The 15765-nt window shown below is 62.1% G+C and carries 14 protein-coding genes; 12 read left to right on the top strand and 2 right to left on the bottom strand.

All coding sequences use genetic code 11. From position 1 onward, the window contains the following. Positions 1 to 99: 99 nt before the first annotated feature. Positions 100 to 939 carry an AraC family transcriptional regulator gene (locus tag VC35_RS26825; protein WP_046043678.1) on the bottom strand — a complete coding sequence of 280 codons (840 nt, stop codon included), beginning with the start codon at positions 937 to 939 and terminating at the stop codon, positions 100 to 102. A gap of 94 nt (positions 940 to 1033) precedes the next feature. On the opposite strand from VC35_RS26825, the gene VC35_RS26820 reads away from it, so the two are divergent. After that, the gene (locus VC35_RS26820) at positions 1034 to 1954 is read left to right on the top strand and encodes a LysR family transcriptional regulator (protein ID WP_259674451.1); all 921 of its coding nucleotides are present in this window, start codon (positions 1034 to 1036) and stop codon (positions 1952 to 1954) included. A 186-nt stretch (positions 1955 to 2140) separates the two neighbouring features. On the opposite strand, the gene VC35_RS26815 is transcribed toward VC35_RS26820, so the two are convergent. Continuing rightward, positions 2141 to 3055 carry a LysR family transcriptional regulator gene (locus VC35_RS26815; protein ID WP_046043676.1) on the bottom strand — a complete coding sequence of 305 codons (915 nt, stop codon included), beginning with the start codon at positions 3053 to 3055 and terminating at the stop codon, positions 2141 to 2143. A gap of 71 nt (positions 3056 to 3126) precedes the next feature. On the opposite strand from VC35_RS26815, the gene VC35_RS26810 reads away from it, so the two are divergent. The 11 genes from VC35_RS26810 to VC35_RS26760 all read left to right on the top strand — a co-directional run bounded on the left by VC35_RS26810 (position 3127) and on the right by VC35_RS26760 (position 15763). After that, entirely contained in the window at positions 3127 to 4194 is a 1068-nt protein-coding gene (locus VC35_RS26810) for an AraC family transcriptional regulator (RefSeq protein WP_046043675.1), read from the top strand. 441 nt (positions 4195 to 4635) lie between these two features. Further along, positions 4636 to 5988, top strand: coding sequence for a UDP-glucose dehydrogenase family protein (locus VC35_RS26805; protein WP_046043674.1), 1353 nt, complete (start codon positions 4636 to 4638; stop codon positions 5986 to 5988). Then, complete coding sequence (locus tag VC35_RS26800) at positions 5985 to 6989, top strand: NAD-dependent epimerase (RefSeq protein ID WP_046043673.1); 1005 nt, start codon at positions 5985 to 5987, stop codon at positions 6987 to 6989. Before VC35_RS26805 ends, VC35_RS26800 begins: the two co-directional genes overlap by 4 nt. A gap of 166 nt (positions 6990 to 7155) precedes the next feature. After that, positions 7156 to 7902, top strand: a complete 747-nt coding sequence (locus VC35_RS26795) for a sugar transferase (protein WP_046043672.1) — start codon at positions 7156 to 7158, stop codon at positions 7900 to 7902. Beyond that, the gene (locus VC35_RS26790) at positions 7903 to 8550 is read left to right on the top strand and encodes a CpsD/CapB family tyrosine-protein kinase (protein ID WP_046043670.1); all 648 of its coding nucleotides are present in this window, start codon (positions 7903 to 7905) and stop codon (positions 8548 to 8550) included. Positions 8551 to 8572: 22 nt separating this feature from the next. Beyond that, positions 8573 to 9604 (top strand): polysaccharide biosynthesis/export family protein, encoded by a 1032-nt coding sequence (locus tag VC35_RS26785; protein WP_046043669.1) that lies wholly within the window; start codon positions 8573 to 8575, stop codon positions 9602 to 9604. Between the two features lie 17 nt (positions 9605 to 9621). Then, positions 9622 to 11214 carry a GumC family protein gene (locus tag VC35_RS26780; RefSeq protein ID WP_046043667.1) on the top strand — a complete coding sequence of 531 codons (1593 nt, stop codon included), beginning with the start codon at positions 9622 to 9624 and terminating at the stop codon, positions 11212 to 11214. Next, positions 11211 to 12305, top strand: a complete 1095-nt coding sequence (locus tag VC35_RS26775; protein ID WP_046043681.1) for a glycosyltransferase family 4 protein — start codon at positions 11211 to 11213, stop codon at positions 12303 to 12305. Before VC35_RS26780 ends, VC35_RS26775 begins: the two co-directional genes overlap by 4 nt. Then, a complete protein-coding gene (locus VC35_RS26770; protein ID WP_046043666.1) occupies positions 12302 to 13669 on the top strand; it encodes an O-antigen ligase family protein in 1368 nt (455 codons plus the stop codon). Before VC35_RS26775 ends, VC35_RS26770 begins: the two co-directional genes overlap by 4 nt. Then, positions 13666 to 14634, top strand: a complete 969-nt coding sequence (locus VC35_RS26765) for a glycosyltransferase (RefSeq protein ID WP_046043665.1) — start codon at positions 13666 to 13668, stop codon at positions 14632 to 14634. The genes VC35_RS26770 and VC35_RS26765 overlap by 4 nt, the downstream gene beginning before the upstream one ends. Continuing rightward, positions 14627 to 15763 (top strand): glycosyltransferase, encoded by a 1137-nt coding sequence (locus tag VC35_RS26760; protein ID WP_046043664.1) that lies wholly within the window; start codon positions 14627 to 14629, stop codon positions 15761 to 15763. Before VC35_RS26765 ends, VC35_RS26760 begins: the two co-directional genes overlap by 8 nt. The last annotated feature ends 2 nt before the right edge of the window (positions 15764 to 15765 follow it).

Here is a 15765-nt window from a genome sequence, read left to right as displayed (position 1 = left end):
TGGTTCCTTTTGGGGCGTTTGACAAAAGGGACTCGCCGTAAGGGCGAAACCGCCAGCCGCCATTACCGCAGAAACGGATATGTACACCGACCCCATCACCTACAAACCAAGGCGAAACTGCTTAGGCGTAATCCCAAACTGCTTACGAAACGCCCGAATGAAATTACTCGGCTGCCGATACCCCAACCGCTCGGCAATCCGCTCGATCGGCTGATCCCCCGCCGTCAACCAGTGCCGCGCCATCTCCAGGCTGTCACTGCGGGTATGCTGCGCCGCCGCAGTCTGCCAGTGCCGCAACATGCTCTGATGCAAAAACCCATTGGCCCCGAGCAGAGGCTCATCAAGACTGGCCGCCGGCAGGCTCAGACACGGATGTGAACCCTCCAGCACCTCGACACCAGCGCTACGCAACCATTGCCCGGCAGCCTGTTGTGGCGTCAGGTGGACCGCGACGAACACCTCGGCCGGCGCACGCCCCAAACGTCGGGCGATATTGCGCACCAACGTCAGGGTCGCCGCATCGAGGCCGAAAAAATGCGGCTGCCGGTCAACACTGCGCAAGTGCAGACGAGCCTGCCCGTCACCCTCCTCCAGTTCCGCCAGTACGTAGTTGGTCACCCGTGGCAGGAAGTCGGTGAAACACGCCAGGCTCGCACGCAGGGTCGCGGCGGAGTCCAGCAGAATGTTCAAACCCCGCAGCGTAGTGGTCGCCATGCCATTGACCAGATCGCAGCCAAACGACACCCCCGCGCCCGCACGTTCGCATTCACTCCACAGGCGTTCGACCAAGTGCACGGGCACATGCAGGTCCTGCCCTTCGAGCAACGACAGGCAGATGCCGGCCCGTTCCAACAGTTGGTCCTGGCACAGTCCGGACTGCCGGGCATGGCTGAGAATGGTGCGGGTGAAGGCGCTGGAAATGAACGGTTGGCTGGTCATGGCAAGTTACGGCGAGAAGACAGGCGTGTACTTATGCCAGCCTCTGTGCTATCGATCCAATGCATTAAAAGTATCCGCCGAATGCAGGAGATGCATGATGGACCTACGACAACTCCGCCACCTTGTCGCCCTGGCCGATTACCGCAACTTCGGTCGGGCCGCCGAGGCGATCAACCTCAGCCAGCCCGCCTTCAGTCGCAGCATCCAGACCCTGGAGCGCGACCTCGACTGCGCGCTGGTAGAACGCAGCAGCCGCGAATTCCGCCTGACTGGCCAGGGTGAACTGGTGCTGCAACATGCCCGGCGCCTGCTCGCCGGCAGCCAGGCCTTGCACAATGAACTGACGCAATACAACGGCCTGACCGGTGGCGAGTTGCACTTCGGCTGCGGCCCGTACCCGGCCCAGGTGTTGGTGCCCGAGGCGTTGGCGGAATTCATCCAGGCCCACCCGGCGATCCGCATCAGTTTCCACCAGGGCGACTGGGAGCAACTGGCGGTCTGGCTTCGTGAGCAGCAAATCGAATTCCTCGTGGCCGACGCGCGGTACTTCACCGGCGACCCGCAATATCATGTACAGCTGTTGCGCCCTCGACGCGGGCGGTTCTTTTGCCGTGTCGGTCATCCCTTGGTGCAGCAGCAGAACATGTCCCTGCGCGTCCTGCTCGACTACGCGGTGGTCGGCACGCGAATACCGCCGATGATCCGCAAGATCCTCGCCGACGTGCAGGGCGAGGCGGACTTCAACCCGAGCGTGGAATGCGCGCAATTCGACGCCATCCGCCGCGTGGTGATGCGTTCCGACGCGGTGGGCATCGCCACCGTGGAGGCCTTGGCCGAACTGGTCGACCAGGGCCTGATCCGCCTGCTGGAATTTGCCGATGTGCCCAAGGAGGACCCCGGCCTGCAATTGCACTACGGCATCGTCAGCCGCGCCGGCCACTCCCTGACACCGGCCGCGCTGGCGATGGTCGATGCGGTGCTGTCGGTTGACCGGCGCTTGTTGGCGTCGAATTAGCCCCTTCAAGCAGTTGCACAATCCCTGTGGCGAGGGGGCTTGCCCCCGTTGGGCTGCGAAGCGGCCCCAAAACTGTCTGCCCATTTCTTCAAGTAGAACCCTGCATTGGTATTATGACCGCTTCGCGGTCGAACGGGGGCAAGCCCCCTCGCCACAATGCAATGCACAACCCTGGATATGTGAGCATCACGCACGCCGCACCAGCGCCTGCAATGCCCGGGGCTCACCGAGGGCGCGCAGCAGGCAATGCATCGCCTCCTCGCGGCTGCGCTCGAAGCGATAACGCGATTCGATGTACAGCGCCAGTTTCAATTCCACCGGTTCATCCAGGGGCAGCGGCACGTGTTGCAGGCCCAGCACACTGGCGACCCGGCTTGGCAGGCTGATGCCGAACGGCTGGCGATCGGCGATCAGCTTTGCCGCCAGGGTGCTTTGGGTGCTCATCGCCACATTGCGGCGCAGGCCTTTCAAGCCAAGCTGCAAGTCCACCGGGCTGAGCCCGTCGCGGCGGCTCGACACCTGGATCTGCGGCTGCTCCAGATACGCCTGCAGGGTGCGCGGCGGTTCCTTGAGCGCAGCGCCATAGGCGAACACGTAATGGTCGGCGGGCAATGCCTGTTTGTGCAGGCCGGCAAGCCCGGCCAGGGGCTGGTCGAGGTCGATCAGGATATCCAGCTTGCCACTGGCCAGGTCCTGCAAGGCGTCACGGCGCCGGGGCTGGAAGTAACGCACCTGCCAATCGGCGTGGGGCGATTCGAGCAAGGCATCGAGCAGCACCGGTTGCAGGCAGTCCAGACAACTGATGCGCAGCAGCGGATTGTTCTGTCGCGCGGCGGGAATCATGCGCAAGCCATCGCGCAATGACTCGAGCGCGGCACGCACGTAGTCGGCCAGACGATGGGCGACCAGTGTCGGCGTCACCCCCAGGCGACTCTTGATGAACAGCGGATCGCCGCACAATTCGCGCAGGCGACGCAACGCATTGCTCATGGCCGGTTGCGACAGGCACATCACCTCGGCCGCACGGGTGACGCTGCGCTGCTGGTAAATCGCATCGAAGGCAAGCAACAGGTTCAAATCGAGCTGGCGTAAATCAAGCATGGTCTTGCTCCGGCAAATCGCTTAACGTCGGGCAGCCTAACCAGTGTTCCGGAACAAGCTGTGAGCCCTACATGACAAAAAGCGATCAGCCACTGCACGATCAATCGATACCCAATGCGTTCTACGCGCCGACCCTGCTGCCGGCCATCGAAGAGTTGCTGGCCCGTGGCGTGGACCGGGACAGTATCGAAGGCCTGTTTCGCCGCAGCCTGTTCGAGTTGCGCACGCCATTCATGCGCATTCCGCTGTTCATGTCGCGGCGCTTCTGGGCGTTTGCCCTGGAGCAGACCGGCGACCCGCTGATCGGCCTGGCGGCTGGCCGGCGTTTCGTTTCCACCGCCACCAACGGCCTGACGTACCTGTTCGACGTGGCCGCCTCACTGGACAGCGCCTGCCAGTATTTCGTGCGTTTCTTTCCGTTTTTCAACGGGCACTTCCAGGCGCAGATCGTGCGCGGCGACGACAGCGTCGAATTGCACCTGCTCGACCGTGGCAGCGTGAAAACCAGCGCGGCAACCACCGATTACATCCTCATCAGCCTGTGCAGCATGTTGCGGCGCAAATTCCTCGCCAGTGGCCTGGAGCGTGATCCGATTCTGGGCGTCGGACTGGCCGGTGCTTGCACGGCCAATGCGCAGGAACATCAACAAGCCTTTCGCGCACCGGTGCAATGGGGGCAGGCGCAGCACTCGATCCGCCTCGATCCACAGCTGTTCGTCATCCCGTTGACGCCAGGCAATCATGAACTGGAACACACGCTGGTCGAACTGCTGGAGCAGACCCGACGCAACAGCGAACCGACCTTGCTGGAGCAAGTCTGCGACCATTTGATCGGCGACCTCGCCGAGGCCAACTGGCAGCAATTCTGTACCACCCAGCACTTGCTCGAGCGCACCGCCGCCCGACGCTTGAAGGCGTTGGGCTGGAGTTTTTCAGAGTTGCTCGACGAATACCGCCGCTACCGGGCCGAAGATTTTTTGCAGGGAACGGACCTGGAGCTGGTGGAGATTTCCGACCGTCTGGGTTACAGCGATGTGCAAAGCTTCAACCGTGCTTGCCTGCGGTGGCTGGGGTGCGCGCCGGGAGCCTGGCGAACCCGGCAAGGTAGAGCAACTGACCCGTGCCTGCCCAAGGCTTGACCTCATTCTAAAAACTGCTCGCTCCGGGCACCGCCGTCGACCGATCGTTTCATTGTGTTTGCAACGATTTTCCAGGTCGATCGCCAATAGTTTGTCGGTCGTTTCTTGACGATAGCACCGTGCCATCTTTGCGTAAGAATTGGCGGACTTCGGGATAAAGCGTCAAAAAACAGGTGACTCAAATCTGACGCGCTCGAGCAGCTACAGCCCTTGTATTTCAAGACTTACGACCGTCCATCGTTTAATTGAAAATCTCGAAAAGAGCCCAAAATCGGGGAAACCCCAATAGTGGTGCGACTTTAATGGCAAATGGCCCCAACTTTGGGGGTTGTCTTGCCCATTCGACATGCCAATTTGCTGACACGGTTTGCCAAGGCTCGTCTATACCCCTTTTGACAGTCTTATTTCGCAACTTTCCACCGTCTTACGAGGCACGCCAGTATGGACGTGAGCGTATTTGGTACGGGCTACGTTGGCCTGATTCAAGCCGCGGCACTGGCTGATGTCGGACATCGTGTCCTGTGTGTCGACATCGATCCGAACAAGATCCGGCAACTGCAACAGGCCGTACCACCGATCAGTGAGCCAGGACTTTCCGGCACCCTTGAAGAAAACATCAAGGCCGGTCGCTTGCTCTTCACCACCCAGGCCAGCGATGCGGTGGAGCACGCCGAGCTGATCTTCATCGCCGTCGGAACACCCGCCGACGAAGACGGTTCGGCCGACCTCAGCCATGTGCTGAACGTGGCCCGGCAGATTGCCAATTTAATGGAGGCCGACCGTACTCTGATCATCAAGTCCACGGTGCCGGTGGGCACAGCGGACCAGGTCAGTGCCACCGCCGTTGAAGAGTTGCAGCGTCGCGGCAAAGGTTCGCTGAAGGTACGGGTGGTGTCGAACCCGGAGTTTCTCAAGGAAGGCAGCGCCCTGGCCGACTGCATGCGCCCGGACCGGATCATCGTCGGCACCAGTGACGACGAAGCCCGTGACCAGATGAGCGATCTCTACGCGCCCTTCTGCCGCAACCACGACAAGTTGATGTTCATGGACAACCGCAGCGCCGAGCTGACCAAGTACGCGGCGAACGCGATGCTGGCCACGCGCATCAGTTTCATGAACGAACTGGCCAACCTCACCGAGTTGCTGGGCGCCGATATCGAAGCCGTGCGCAAAGGCATAGGCTCGGACCCGCGCATTGGTTACCACTTCATCTACCCCGGTTGCGGCTTCGGCGGCTCGTGCTTTCCCAAGGACCTGCGCGCCCTGCTGCACACCGCCGAACACGCCGGAATGCCACTGAAGCTGCTGCGCAGCGTGACCGACGTCAACGACCACCAGCGGCATATCCTGTTCAGCAAACTCAAGGCGCAATTTCCCGCCGGGCTGGCCGGCAAGTCCATCGCCGTGTGGGGCCTGGCGTTCAAGCCCAACACCGATGACATGCGCGAAGCACCCAGCCGCTACCTGATGGAAGCCCTCTGGGCCGAAGGCGCGAGCGTGCAGGCCTACGACCCGGAAGCCATGTCCGAATGCCGGCGCCTTTACGGCTACCGCGACGACCTGCATCTGTGCGCCACCCGCGATGACACACTCGAAGACGCCGATGCCCTGGTGATCTGCACCGAGTGGAAGAACTTCCGTGTGGTCGACTTCGACACGCTGGCGAGCAAGCTGCGTGCACGGGTGATCGTCGACGGACGCAACCTGTACAACCCGGAACAAGTGGCGGCCGCCGGCCTGCACTACTGCGGCATTGGCCTGCGCCACATCGTGCCCGAGGCCTTGCGTCCATGAAGATTCTGGTCACTGGAGCGGCCGGTTTTATCGGTGCCCATTGCGTGTTGCGACTGTTGCGCGATGGACATCAGGTGTTCGGCCTGGACAACTTCAACAGCTACTACGACCCGCAACTCAAGCACGATCGTGTGCGTTGGGTGCAGGAGCAGGCACGCCCTTTCCCGCTCTCAACGATTGACCTGGCCGATGCCACGGCCATCGAGGCACTGTTTGCCAACGAACAACCCGAAGTGGTGATCCACCTCGCGGCCCAGGCCGGGGTGCGTTACTCCCTGGAAAATCCCCGGGCGTACCTGGACAGCAACTTGAGCGGGTTCCTGAACATCCTCGAAAGCTGCCGCAAACACCCGGTCAAGCATCTGATCTACGCCTCGTCCAGTTCGGTGTATGGCGCCAACCAGCACACACCGTACTCGGTGCGCGATGGTGTCGATCATCCGCTGTCGCTGTACGCCGCGACCAAGAAGTCCAACGAACTGATGGCCCACAGCTACAGCCACCTGTTCGGTATTCCCTGCACCGGCCTGCGCTTCTTCACGGTATACGGCCCCTGGGGACGGCCTGACATGTCGCCGATTCAGTTCGCCCGGGCCATCGCCGAAGAACGCCCACTCAAGCTGTTCAACTACGGCGAGCACCAGCGGGACTTCACCTACATCGACGACATTATCGAGAGCATCGCGCGTCTGATCGAAAGCCCACCGCGAGCCAACGCTCGATGGGACCGCGAGCAACCGGACCCGGCCACGAGCATGGCGCCCTGGCGGATCTTCAACATCGGCGGCCAGCATCCGGTGGAGCTCAAGGAGTATCTGGCGTTACTGGAAAAACACATGGGGCAAAAAGCCCGGGTCGAGCTACTGCCTCTGCAACCCGGCGATGTCCTCAACACCTGCGCCGATGCCAGCGACCTGGCCCGCGCGACCGATTTCCAGCCAAGGATCGAGCTGGATGAGGGACTGGGGCGCTTCGTTGCCTGGTTCCGTGCTTACTACTAACCAAGTAATTAATTAATCAACACTAACTAACAAAGTAATTAACTGATTAATACCAATTAACTAAGCAAGAAACCGATCAGAATTAATTAACTAAGCAATAATCTGATCAACACTAACTAACTGCCTATCGCCTACGCCGCGCGCGGCTGAACTCTGCGGAGGATTTATGACTGGTCATGAGAAAAGTGTGCCCCTGGAAAAAATGCGCAGGGACAAGCGCATGGACCCCGAGCACCGCATGCGAATGGACGCAGCCATCCACATGCAGGGCCGTGGCTGGGTGACCGGTCGCGACGGTGGCCGGCCGTGGACCCTGTCGCGCACCAACCGCGTAATGGCCTGCCTCGGCGCGCTGGTGATCCTGGTGCTGATTTCGCCGGTGCTGCTGGGGCTCGCGCTGGCCGTCAAACTCACCAGCCCGGGGCCGGTGATGTTCGTGCAGAAGCGCACCGGTTACCGCGGCCGCCTGTTCGGCATGTACAAATTCCGCACCATGGTCGCCAACGCCGAGGAGCTCAAAGAGTCCCTGCGGTACCTGAACAAGCACGGCGCCGACGCCATCGATTTCAAGATCGACAAGGACCCGCGCATCACCGGTATCGGCGGTTTCCTGCGACGCACCAGCCTCGACGAGCTGCCGAACCTGTTCAACGTGGTGACCGGCGACATGCGCCTGGTAGGCCCCCGGCCGACTTCGTTCAATGCCTACCGCTACAAGGACAATCATCTGGCGCGCCTGAGCATCTACCCCGGCATGACCGGTCTGTGGCAAATCTCCGGGCGCAGCAATATCGACTTCGACCAGCGCGTTGAGCTGGATCTGCGTTACATCGCCCAACAGAGCCTGCTGCTTGATTTGAAGATTCTGTTGAAAACCCCTTTCAAAGTATTCAGCGGCCACGGAGCGAGTTAAATGGACGGTTCAACTGCTAAAAGCCTCAGCATTGCCAGCCCGAGCGAGTCCAACCTGACATCGACCGTGCTCGACCAGGACCTGCGGATCCTTTTCCTGACCGCCGCCAACCCCGGCGCCGGCACCACCACCAGCGCCCTGGCGCTGGCCAGTCAGCTGGCGCAGATGAGCAGCGGCCTGGTGCTGCTGGTGGACGCCAGCCAGTCGGCGACCAACCTCACGCAACAGCTGGGGCTGACCAGGGAACGGGGGTTTCGCGACTTGTTGTTCAACGACCAGAGCCCGCCCTTGTTGCAGGACTGCGTGGTGGACGTCTCCAGCCTGCCCTTTCACGTGCTGCCGTTCGGTCGCCATTCCCGTGGCAACGAACACCTGACAGCCGAACGCCTGAGCCCCTTGCTCAATCAACTCGGTAGCCAGTACCGGTTCGTGGTGATCGACGGCGATGCGGTGTATTCGGCCTCCGACACCCTGGTCATCAGCACCCAGGTGGACGGCGTGGTCATGGTCGTGCGCTCGGAAGACACCCGCTGGGAAGTGGCCCAGGCCGCGGCCCAGCGCCTGAGCCAGGCCGGAGCGAAGCTGGTCGGCAGCGTGTTCAACCGACGCAAGTACTACATGCCCAAGTGGCTGTACAAAAACCTGTGAGCAATCAGATAAGGATGACGCCATGAACGCCAAGATGCTTGTCCTGCTGTTGCTGCCCCTCGCAGGTTGCTCCAGCACTTCCGACCAATCCCAAAGCATGCCGGTGCAAATCCTCACGGCTCCACCGGCCAACGCCCAGGCCACCGACGTGCCCAAGGTCGAGCAGACCCTGCGCCCACAGGATGTGCTGGACGTGATCTTCCACATCAGCACCAGTGGTTCGGACGCCTATCGCGTGCAGTCCGGGGACATGATCGCGCTGAACTTCACCGCCGCCAGCCAGCTCAACGGCAACCAGTTGGTGCTGCCCGATGGCACCATCGAACTGCCAGGGGCCAACACCTCGGTGAAAATCGAGGGTCTGACCCGCGATGAAGCTCGTGAGGTGATTCAGCGCGCCTACGACCGCAAACAGCTGTTCCAGCCCAACCGCAATCAGCTGTCGGTGAACCTGGTGAGCCCGCTGACCAATGAACAGAACCTCAAGTCCACGCTCAACCACCCCGGCACCGGCATGAGCCGGGAAATCACCGTGGGCACCGATGGCTACGCCAGTTTCCCGGAAATCGGCGCCGTGCCGCTGCAAGGCATGACCGTCAACCAGCTGGAGGCCTACCTCAATAAACGCTACGCCACCTTGCCGGGTCGCATGACCGTGGACGTGCTGCTCAAGTCTACCGCCGGCAACGAAATCTATGTACTGGGCGAAGTCGGCCAGCCGGGCTCCTACCCGATCCGCCGTCCGGTGTCGGTGCTCGAAGCCCTGACCATGGCCCGCGGCTCCAACATCAAGGCACGCCTGGACTCGGTGATGATCATGCGGCGCAACGGCAACCAGGTGGTCGCCCATCGGTATGACGTAGAGAAGGCCTTGTCCGGCGATGCCTCGCAGATCGCCTACCTGCAAGCGGACGACATGCTGTACGTGCCCAAGACCAAGCTGGCCAGCGCCGGTGAGCTCGCACGGCAACTGGCGGACGTCGTGTTGTTCCAGGGCGTGGGCTTCAGCTTCAGCTACCGCGTCGACAACAAAAACGACAACAGCAGCAACTAACTCACAGGTGCCCCGTCATGAATCCAAAGGAAAACTACCTGCATGAGTTCTTCAGGATCTTCTTCGCCAACAAGCAGTTGGTGAAGCGAGTCTTCCTGGTCTTTGCAGTGATCGCCGTGGTCTTGCCGCTGATGCTCAAGCAGAGCTTCGATATCACCGCCCAGGTGATCGTGCAGTCCAAGAAACTCTCCCAGGGGGATGCCACCAGCACCCTCAACCAGGAAAACGCGTCCTTCATTCCGCCGTCGCTGGCGGACATGGAGACCGAGAGCAATATCCTGCGTTCGCCGGCCTTGATCCGCCAGACCATCGGCCAGTTGCGCGAAAAGGGTGAGTACACACCGCCCGTGGGCGTCTTCAACAAACTGGTGATGCAGCCGATCAAACGGTTTGTGACCAATCCGATTCGCGAACACGTGGTCAACCCGGTTCGCAGCCTGCTCGGGCTGCAAACCGATCCGGTGCGCGACACCGTGCTCGATACCCTCACCCAGGAAGCGTCCGACGCCCTCAAGGTCGAAACCTTGCCGGGCTCCAACGTGATCTCGATCGTCTACAGCTTCCCTGACCCGGCCCAAGGCACAAGGTTCGTCGCCGCCCTGCTGCAGAACTACCTGGTCAGCCGCCAGGAGATGCAATCGATCGACCTGCCGCAGAGCTTCTACGAAACAAAGAAGTTGCAATATCAGGTGCGTCTCGACGGCCTGGAGGCTAATCGCCTGGCCTTGCTCGAAAGCATCGGTTCGTCCGACCCCAAGGAAGAAATCACCTTCCGCCTCAACGCGATCAACACCGAGGAGCAAGCGCTCAACCTGTACCAGGACCGCCTGCTGCAAAGCCAGCGCTGGCTCGACTACCTGAAAACCAACCTGGCCATCGCCAACAGCGCCCGGTTCAACGACTACACCTTCCCCTACACCTTCACCACCACGGTCGACAACGTCGCTTTCGAAGATCGCGAGATCAAGCAACTGGGTGAGCAACTGACGACCCTGGTCGGCCGCTACATGAGCGACCTGGCGATCTTTCAGCCCAACAGTGAGCCGATGCTGTTGGCACGTGAGCAAATCACCCGGACCCGTGGGCAATTCCTGAAGGTTGTCGCCAACCGGATCCAGGAGCGCACCAGCGACCTTGAGACGATCAGCTCGGTTATCGAGCAGAAAACCGCGCGCATTGCCGAGTTCAAGAACCGCATCCACCAGTTGCAGGAAACCCAGAGCAAGCTGCGCCAGATGGACACCGAGATCGACGCGCTGCACGCGGCGTTCTCCACCTACGCTCAGCGCTTCGCCGAAAGCAGCACGTCGCGCGCGCTGGACAACGACCTGTCCAACGCCCGGGTGCTCAGCCCGCCGTTCGAACCGACCGAAGCGGCGTTTCCCAAGCCGTTGCTGATCATTCCATTCGGCCTGTTCACCGGCTTGCTGCTGGCGATTGCCCTGGTCTACGTGCGTGAGTTCTTCGACCACCGCTTCAAGCACCCAGGGCAAATCACCCATGAACTGGACTTGCCGGTGCTGCTGGTGATCAACGATCAAAGCACCCAGCCGAACAATCCGCACAAAAACTGGAGCGTTCCGGCCCTCGTGCATTGGGTGCGCAATTGAACGCGTCGCTCGGCACCACCCGCGACCTGCCGATCATTCATTTGCTCAGCAGCGGCGGCTTCTATGGGGCCGAGCGGATGCTGCTGGATCATTGCCTGGCGACGCCGGGGCAGCACCTGGTGCTGTTTCTCGATGCGCCGCCAGAACTGATCGCGCGTTTTCGCCAGGCCGGTGTGGATTGCCTGGGCTGTGCGGGCCTGGGCGAGTTGCTGGGGCATTTGCGCCAGCGACGGGACCTGCGGCCATTGATCAATACGCACAACTTCAAGGGCCTGCTGTTCGGCTGGGTCGGCGCCACGCTGCTGCGCCTGCCGTTGGTGATCACCCAGCACGGCTTCACCCCGCGCAGTCGCAAGCAGAAGTTCTACACCTGGCTGAGCCTGCAACTGTGCCGCACGGCCTCGGTGGACCGGGTGGTGTGTGTCGCCGAGAGCATTGCCGCGCTGCACCGCCAGGCCAATGTACGCACGGACAAGCTGCAGGTGATCCCCAACGGTTTGCCGGCGGCCAACGACCTGCTGCCGCACAGTGGCGCACGTCAACGCTGGCTGGCCGGCTACGTCGGACGCTTGAGCAGTGAAAAAGGCCCTGACCTGTTTCTCGATGCGCTGATCCCCTTGTGTCGGCAGTACCCGCAACTGGATGCGGTGATGCTCGGCGATGGGCCGGAACGCGAAAGCCTGCAGGCACGGATCGACGAGGCAGGTTTGCAGTCGCGGATCACGCTGCCGGGCTACCAGACCGATATGGGCGCCTGGTGGCGGCAACTCGATGCCTTGGTGATCAGCTCGCGCACCGAAGGCACGCCGATGATTCTGCTCGAAGCGATGCAGGCCGGAGTGCCAGTGGTGGCCTTCGGCGTCGGCGGGATTCCCGATGTCTTGCAGGACCGCCACAACGGCCTGCTCGCCGCGCCCACCGACAGCGCCGCCCTCGCCCGCCAGATCGGCGCGCTGCTGGGTGACCCGAGCATGGCCGGCGAGTTGATCGACAACGCAAAACGTACGCAACGGGATCGCTATGACCTCAAGGCCCTGGCCGAACGCTGGTCGCAGCTTTACATCCGCACTGCACGGGAGGCACGCGCGTGATCTTTCCGCTCTCGATCGTCAGTTTGCTCGGCCTGGTCTGCCTCGGTTTGCTGGCCAGCCCCTATCCGTATCTGGCGCCGGGCGCGGTGCTGGGCCTGGTGGGTGTCGCGGTGCTGTACCGCAAGCCTGCCTGGGGCCTGCTGGGCATTGTCGCCATCCTGCCGTTCGAGGGTCTGTTCAAGGACAACGCGCTGTCGGGCTCCAAGTTCCTCGGGGCCTCGCTGGCGCTGATCCTGATGCTGCAACTGGCAATTCACCAGATCCCGGCCGACCGCCTGCGCAGCAATATCTGGCGTCTGCTGGTCGGGTTCATGTTGCTGTACCTGCTGAGCCTGTTGAACACCGACGACATGGGCATCTCCCTGGGCCACCTGCGCGAATTGAGCGTCGGCCTGATTCTGTTTGTCATCACCCTGCTGGTGGGGCGTGAGTTGAACCTCGACATGTTCGCCCGGCTGGTTGCCATCAGTGTCGCGGTGACCTGCGCCATGGCCATGTTTTCCGTCAAATACCAGGACGAGGGCCGCGCCTCCGGCTTGCTCAAGGACCCGAACGTCTTTGCCCTGCTGATTGCCTTCGCCGTACCCATGGCGTTGTTGCTGGTGGTGCGCAGCCATAACCTTTTGCACCGGTTGTTCTGGGGAGCCTGCACCCTCCTGTTGCTCGGTGGCATGACCAAGACCGAATCCCGTTCGGGGCTGGTGGTGCTGTTCCTCAGCCTGTTGATCGGCGCGTGGCATTACCGTGCGCAGTTGCCACGCATTCGTCCGCGCCACCTGGGCTTTGCCATGCTCGGCCTGGCGATTGTGATTCCGCTGGGGCTCTATGCGATGCCGGTCGGTTACGTGGAGCGCATCCAGTCGCTGAGCATCCTGAGTTCCGGGGCCAAGAGCCAGGACGCGTCCCTGGGCCGTCGCGCCTCCTACATTGTGGTCGGCAGCGCCATGATCGCCGAGAACCCCTTGCTCGGCACCGGCCCCGGCACGTTCCCGCTGCACTACGCCACCACCGGTTATGCCAAGGTCTTTTCCATCACCGGCAAGACCGAGGACCTGTACCGTCGCGCCCACAACACCTACCTGGAGATCTTCAGTGAGCTGGGGATTCCCGCCGGCCTGATGTTCGTCGGCATGCTGGCCCTGGGGATGTACAACCTGATGCGTGCCCGTCGTGCCTGGCTGTTGCGAGGGGACGCCGCGCAGGCCGATGTGATGACCCACCTGGGCATGAGTTTTCTGTCGTTGACGCTGTTCCTGATGTTCCTCAGCGCGCCGAACCACAAGTACCTGTGGATCATGCTCGCGCTGACCAGCGTACTGCGCATGAAAGCCGAAGAAGCCCCGCCAAAGGAGGCCAGGGCATGAACCGCGTCAGTATCATCATCCCGATGTACAACGAGGCCCGGCACATCGCCCGGACCCTGCAGGCGGCACAACAGGCCGCCGATGCGGCCAACATCGAATGCGAGTTGATCGTGGTCGACAACGGCTCCGACGACCAGGGACCGCAGATCGCCCGGCAGTTCGACGCCCAGGTCCTGGTCCTGCCCCGGCTGCTCATCGGCGCCTTGCGCAATCGCGGAGCGGCGATCGCCAGCGGTGAATGGCTGGCCTTTATCGATGCCGATGTCGAGATGCCCGAGAACTGGCTCAAGCTGGTGTTCGACCTGGAGGCCAGCGGCCAGGCCGATGTCGTTGGCCTGGACCTGCACACCCCGGCCCAGGCGCCTTGGTACGCCGATGCCTGGCAACGCCGCACCTTGCGCCCCGACACACAGCCGCTGCATGTCGCGCAATGGTTGCCCAGTTCCAACCTGTTGATGCGCCGCCGCTGGTTCGACAAGGTCGGCGGCTTCAATGAACAACTGCGTACCGGCGAGGACAAGGAGCTGACCATGCGCCTGGTCGACGCGGGCGCGAAGCTGCTCGCAGTCAACCAAAGCGTAGCGCTGCATTGGGGCTACGAAGGCAGTTGGCGGGAATGGATGGGCAAGGAATTGTGGCGCCAGGGCAGTCATCTGCAATTGCTCCGCACCCATGGTCCGAGCCTGCGCTTGCTGCGCTTTCCGCTGCTGTCGATTGGCGCCTGGGTGGTCGACTTCATGGCCATTTCCGCCCTGCTCGACGGTTTCCCCCACCATGGGGCACTGATGCTGCTGCTGACCGTCCTGCCCGCCCTGGCACTCAGCCTGCGCCAGAGCGCCAGGCACCACGACACGCTCCTGACCCTGCAACTCTGGGGCCTGCACTGGGTGCGCCTGCACCTGGCCGGTGCCGGGTTCATCCTCAGTCTTTGTCATTGGAATGCCAGGAGGCCCGCCCGTGGCTGAATTCATTTTCTGGTCGTGCCTGTTGCTACCGGTTTACGCCTACCTCGGCTATCCCCTGTTACTGACGTTGCTGGCGCCGTTTTACCCGGCACCGCGCCATGGACCGGCACAACCGATGGACGTGAGCATCGTGATTGCCGCACACAACGAAGCGCGGCATATCGAAGAAAAACTGCGCACCGTGCTGGCCCAGGATTATCAGGCCCGCACGCTGCACGTCATCCTCGCCAGCGACGGCTCGACCGACGACACCGTGGCCTGTGCACACAAGGTCAATGACCCGCGCATCACCGTGCTCGACCTGCCCCGCCAGGGCAAGGCGGCGACGCTCAATGCCGGGGTCGCGAGCAGCAGCGGCGAGATCCTGGTGTTCACCGACGCCGACAACCAGTGGTCCACCGACACCCTCGGCCATTTGCTCGCGCCGCTCAACGACCCGCAGGTCGGTGGCTGCGCCGGGCACATGGTGATCCCGGTGACCGGCAAAGGCTTGAGCGTGGGCGACAGCCTGTATCGGCACTACGAAGGCTGGCTGCGCTACGTGGAAAACCGCACCGGCTGCATGGTCTCCGCCGACGGTGCATTGCTCGCCCTGCGTCGCGAGCTGTTCCAGAACGTGCCGGCGGAGGTCAACGACGATTTCTTCATCAGCACCTGCGCGCCGGTGGCCTTCAAAAAAATTGTCTACGTGCCCCAAGCCCAGGTGATCGACCAGGGCGTGGACGAAGCCGACAAGCAGTTCCGCCGCCGTCAGCGTGTCACCGTGGGTGGCCTGCAAAGCCTGGCCCAGCGCCGGGAGCTGCTCAATCCGCTGACCCACGGCCTGTATGCGCTTGCCTTGATCAGCCACAAGCTGATCCGGCGTCTGGCGCCGATCCTGTTGCTGCCGTTGCTGCTGAGCAATTTCTGGCTGTGGGAGGATCACGGCTTCTATCGCCTGAGCCTGATCGCGCAACTGCTCGGCTACACGGTGGCCATTGCCGGCCTGCTGGATTCGCAACACCGCTTACCCAAACCCTTTCGCCTCGCCGCCTTCCTTCTGGTGACCCTTGCCGGAATGAGCACCGGCCTGTGGCAGTTCCTGCGCGGTCAGCGTTACGCCCAATGGAACCCCGAGCAAAATCGATGAGA

Origin of the sequence: Pseudomonas fluorescens (assembly GCF_000967965.1) — a bacterium.
Classification (GTDB): domain Bacteria; phylum Pseudomonadota; class Gammaproteobacteria; order Pseudomonadales; family Pseudomonadaceae; genus Aquipseudomonas; species Aquipseudomonas grandcourensis.
This window is presented reverse-complemented; position numbering and strand designations above follow the sequence as displayed.

Excerpts from the sequence above, each read along its gene's own strand:
- VC35_RS26785 (WP_046043669.1), top strand. The coding sequence starts at position 8,573 with ATGAACGCCAAGATGCTTGTCCTGCTGTTGCTGCCCCTCGCAGGTTGC.
- VC35_RS26765 (WP_046043665.1), top strand. The coding sequence starts at position 13,666 with ATGAACCGCGTCAGTATCATCATCCCGATGTACAACGAGGCCCGGCAC.
- VC35_RS26795 (WP_046043672.1), top strand. The coding sequence starts at position 7,156 with ATGACTGGTCATGAGAAAAGTGTGCCCCTGGAAAAAATGCGCAGGGAC.
- VC35_RS26810 (WP_046043675.1), top strand. The coding sequence starts at position 3,127 with ATGACAAAAAGCGATCAGCCACTGCACGATCAATCGATACCCAATGCG.
- VC35_RS26825 (WP_046043678.1), bottom strand. The coding sequence starts at position 939 with ATGACCAGCCAACCGTTCATTTCCAGCGCCTTCACCCGCACCATTCTC.
- VC35_RS26815 (WP_046043676.1), bottom strand. The coding sequence starts at position 3,055 with ATGCTTGATTTACGCCAGCTCGATTTGAACCTGTTGCTTGCCTTCGAT.
- VC35_RS26800 (WP_046043673.1), top strand. The coding sequence starts at position 5,985 with ATGAAGATTCTGGTCACTGGAGCGGCCGGTTTTATCGGTGCCCATTGC.
- VC35_RS26780 (WP_046043667.1), top strand. The coding sequence starts at position 9,622 with ATGAATCCAAAGGAAAACTACCTGCATGAGTTCTTCAGGATCTTCTTC.
- VC35_RS26790 (WP_046043670.1), top strand. The coding sequence starts at position 7,903 with ATGGACGGTTCAACTGCTAAAAGCCTCAGCATTGCCAGCCCGAGCGAG.
- VC35_RS26805 (WP_046043674.1), top strand. The coding sequence starts at position 4,636 with ATGGACGTGAGCGTATTTGGTACGGGCTACGTTGGCCTGATTCAAGCC.
- VC35_RS26820 (WP_259674451.1), top strand. The coding sequence starts at position 1,034 with ATGATGGACCTACGACAACTCCGCCACCTTGTCGCCCTGGCCGATTAC.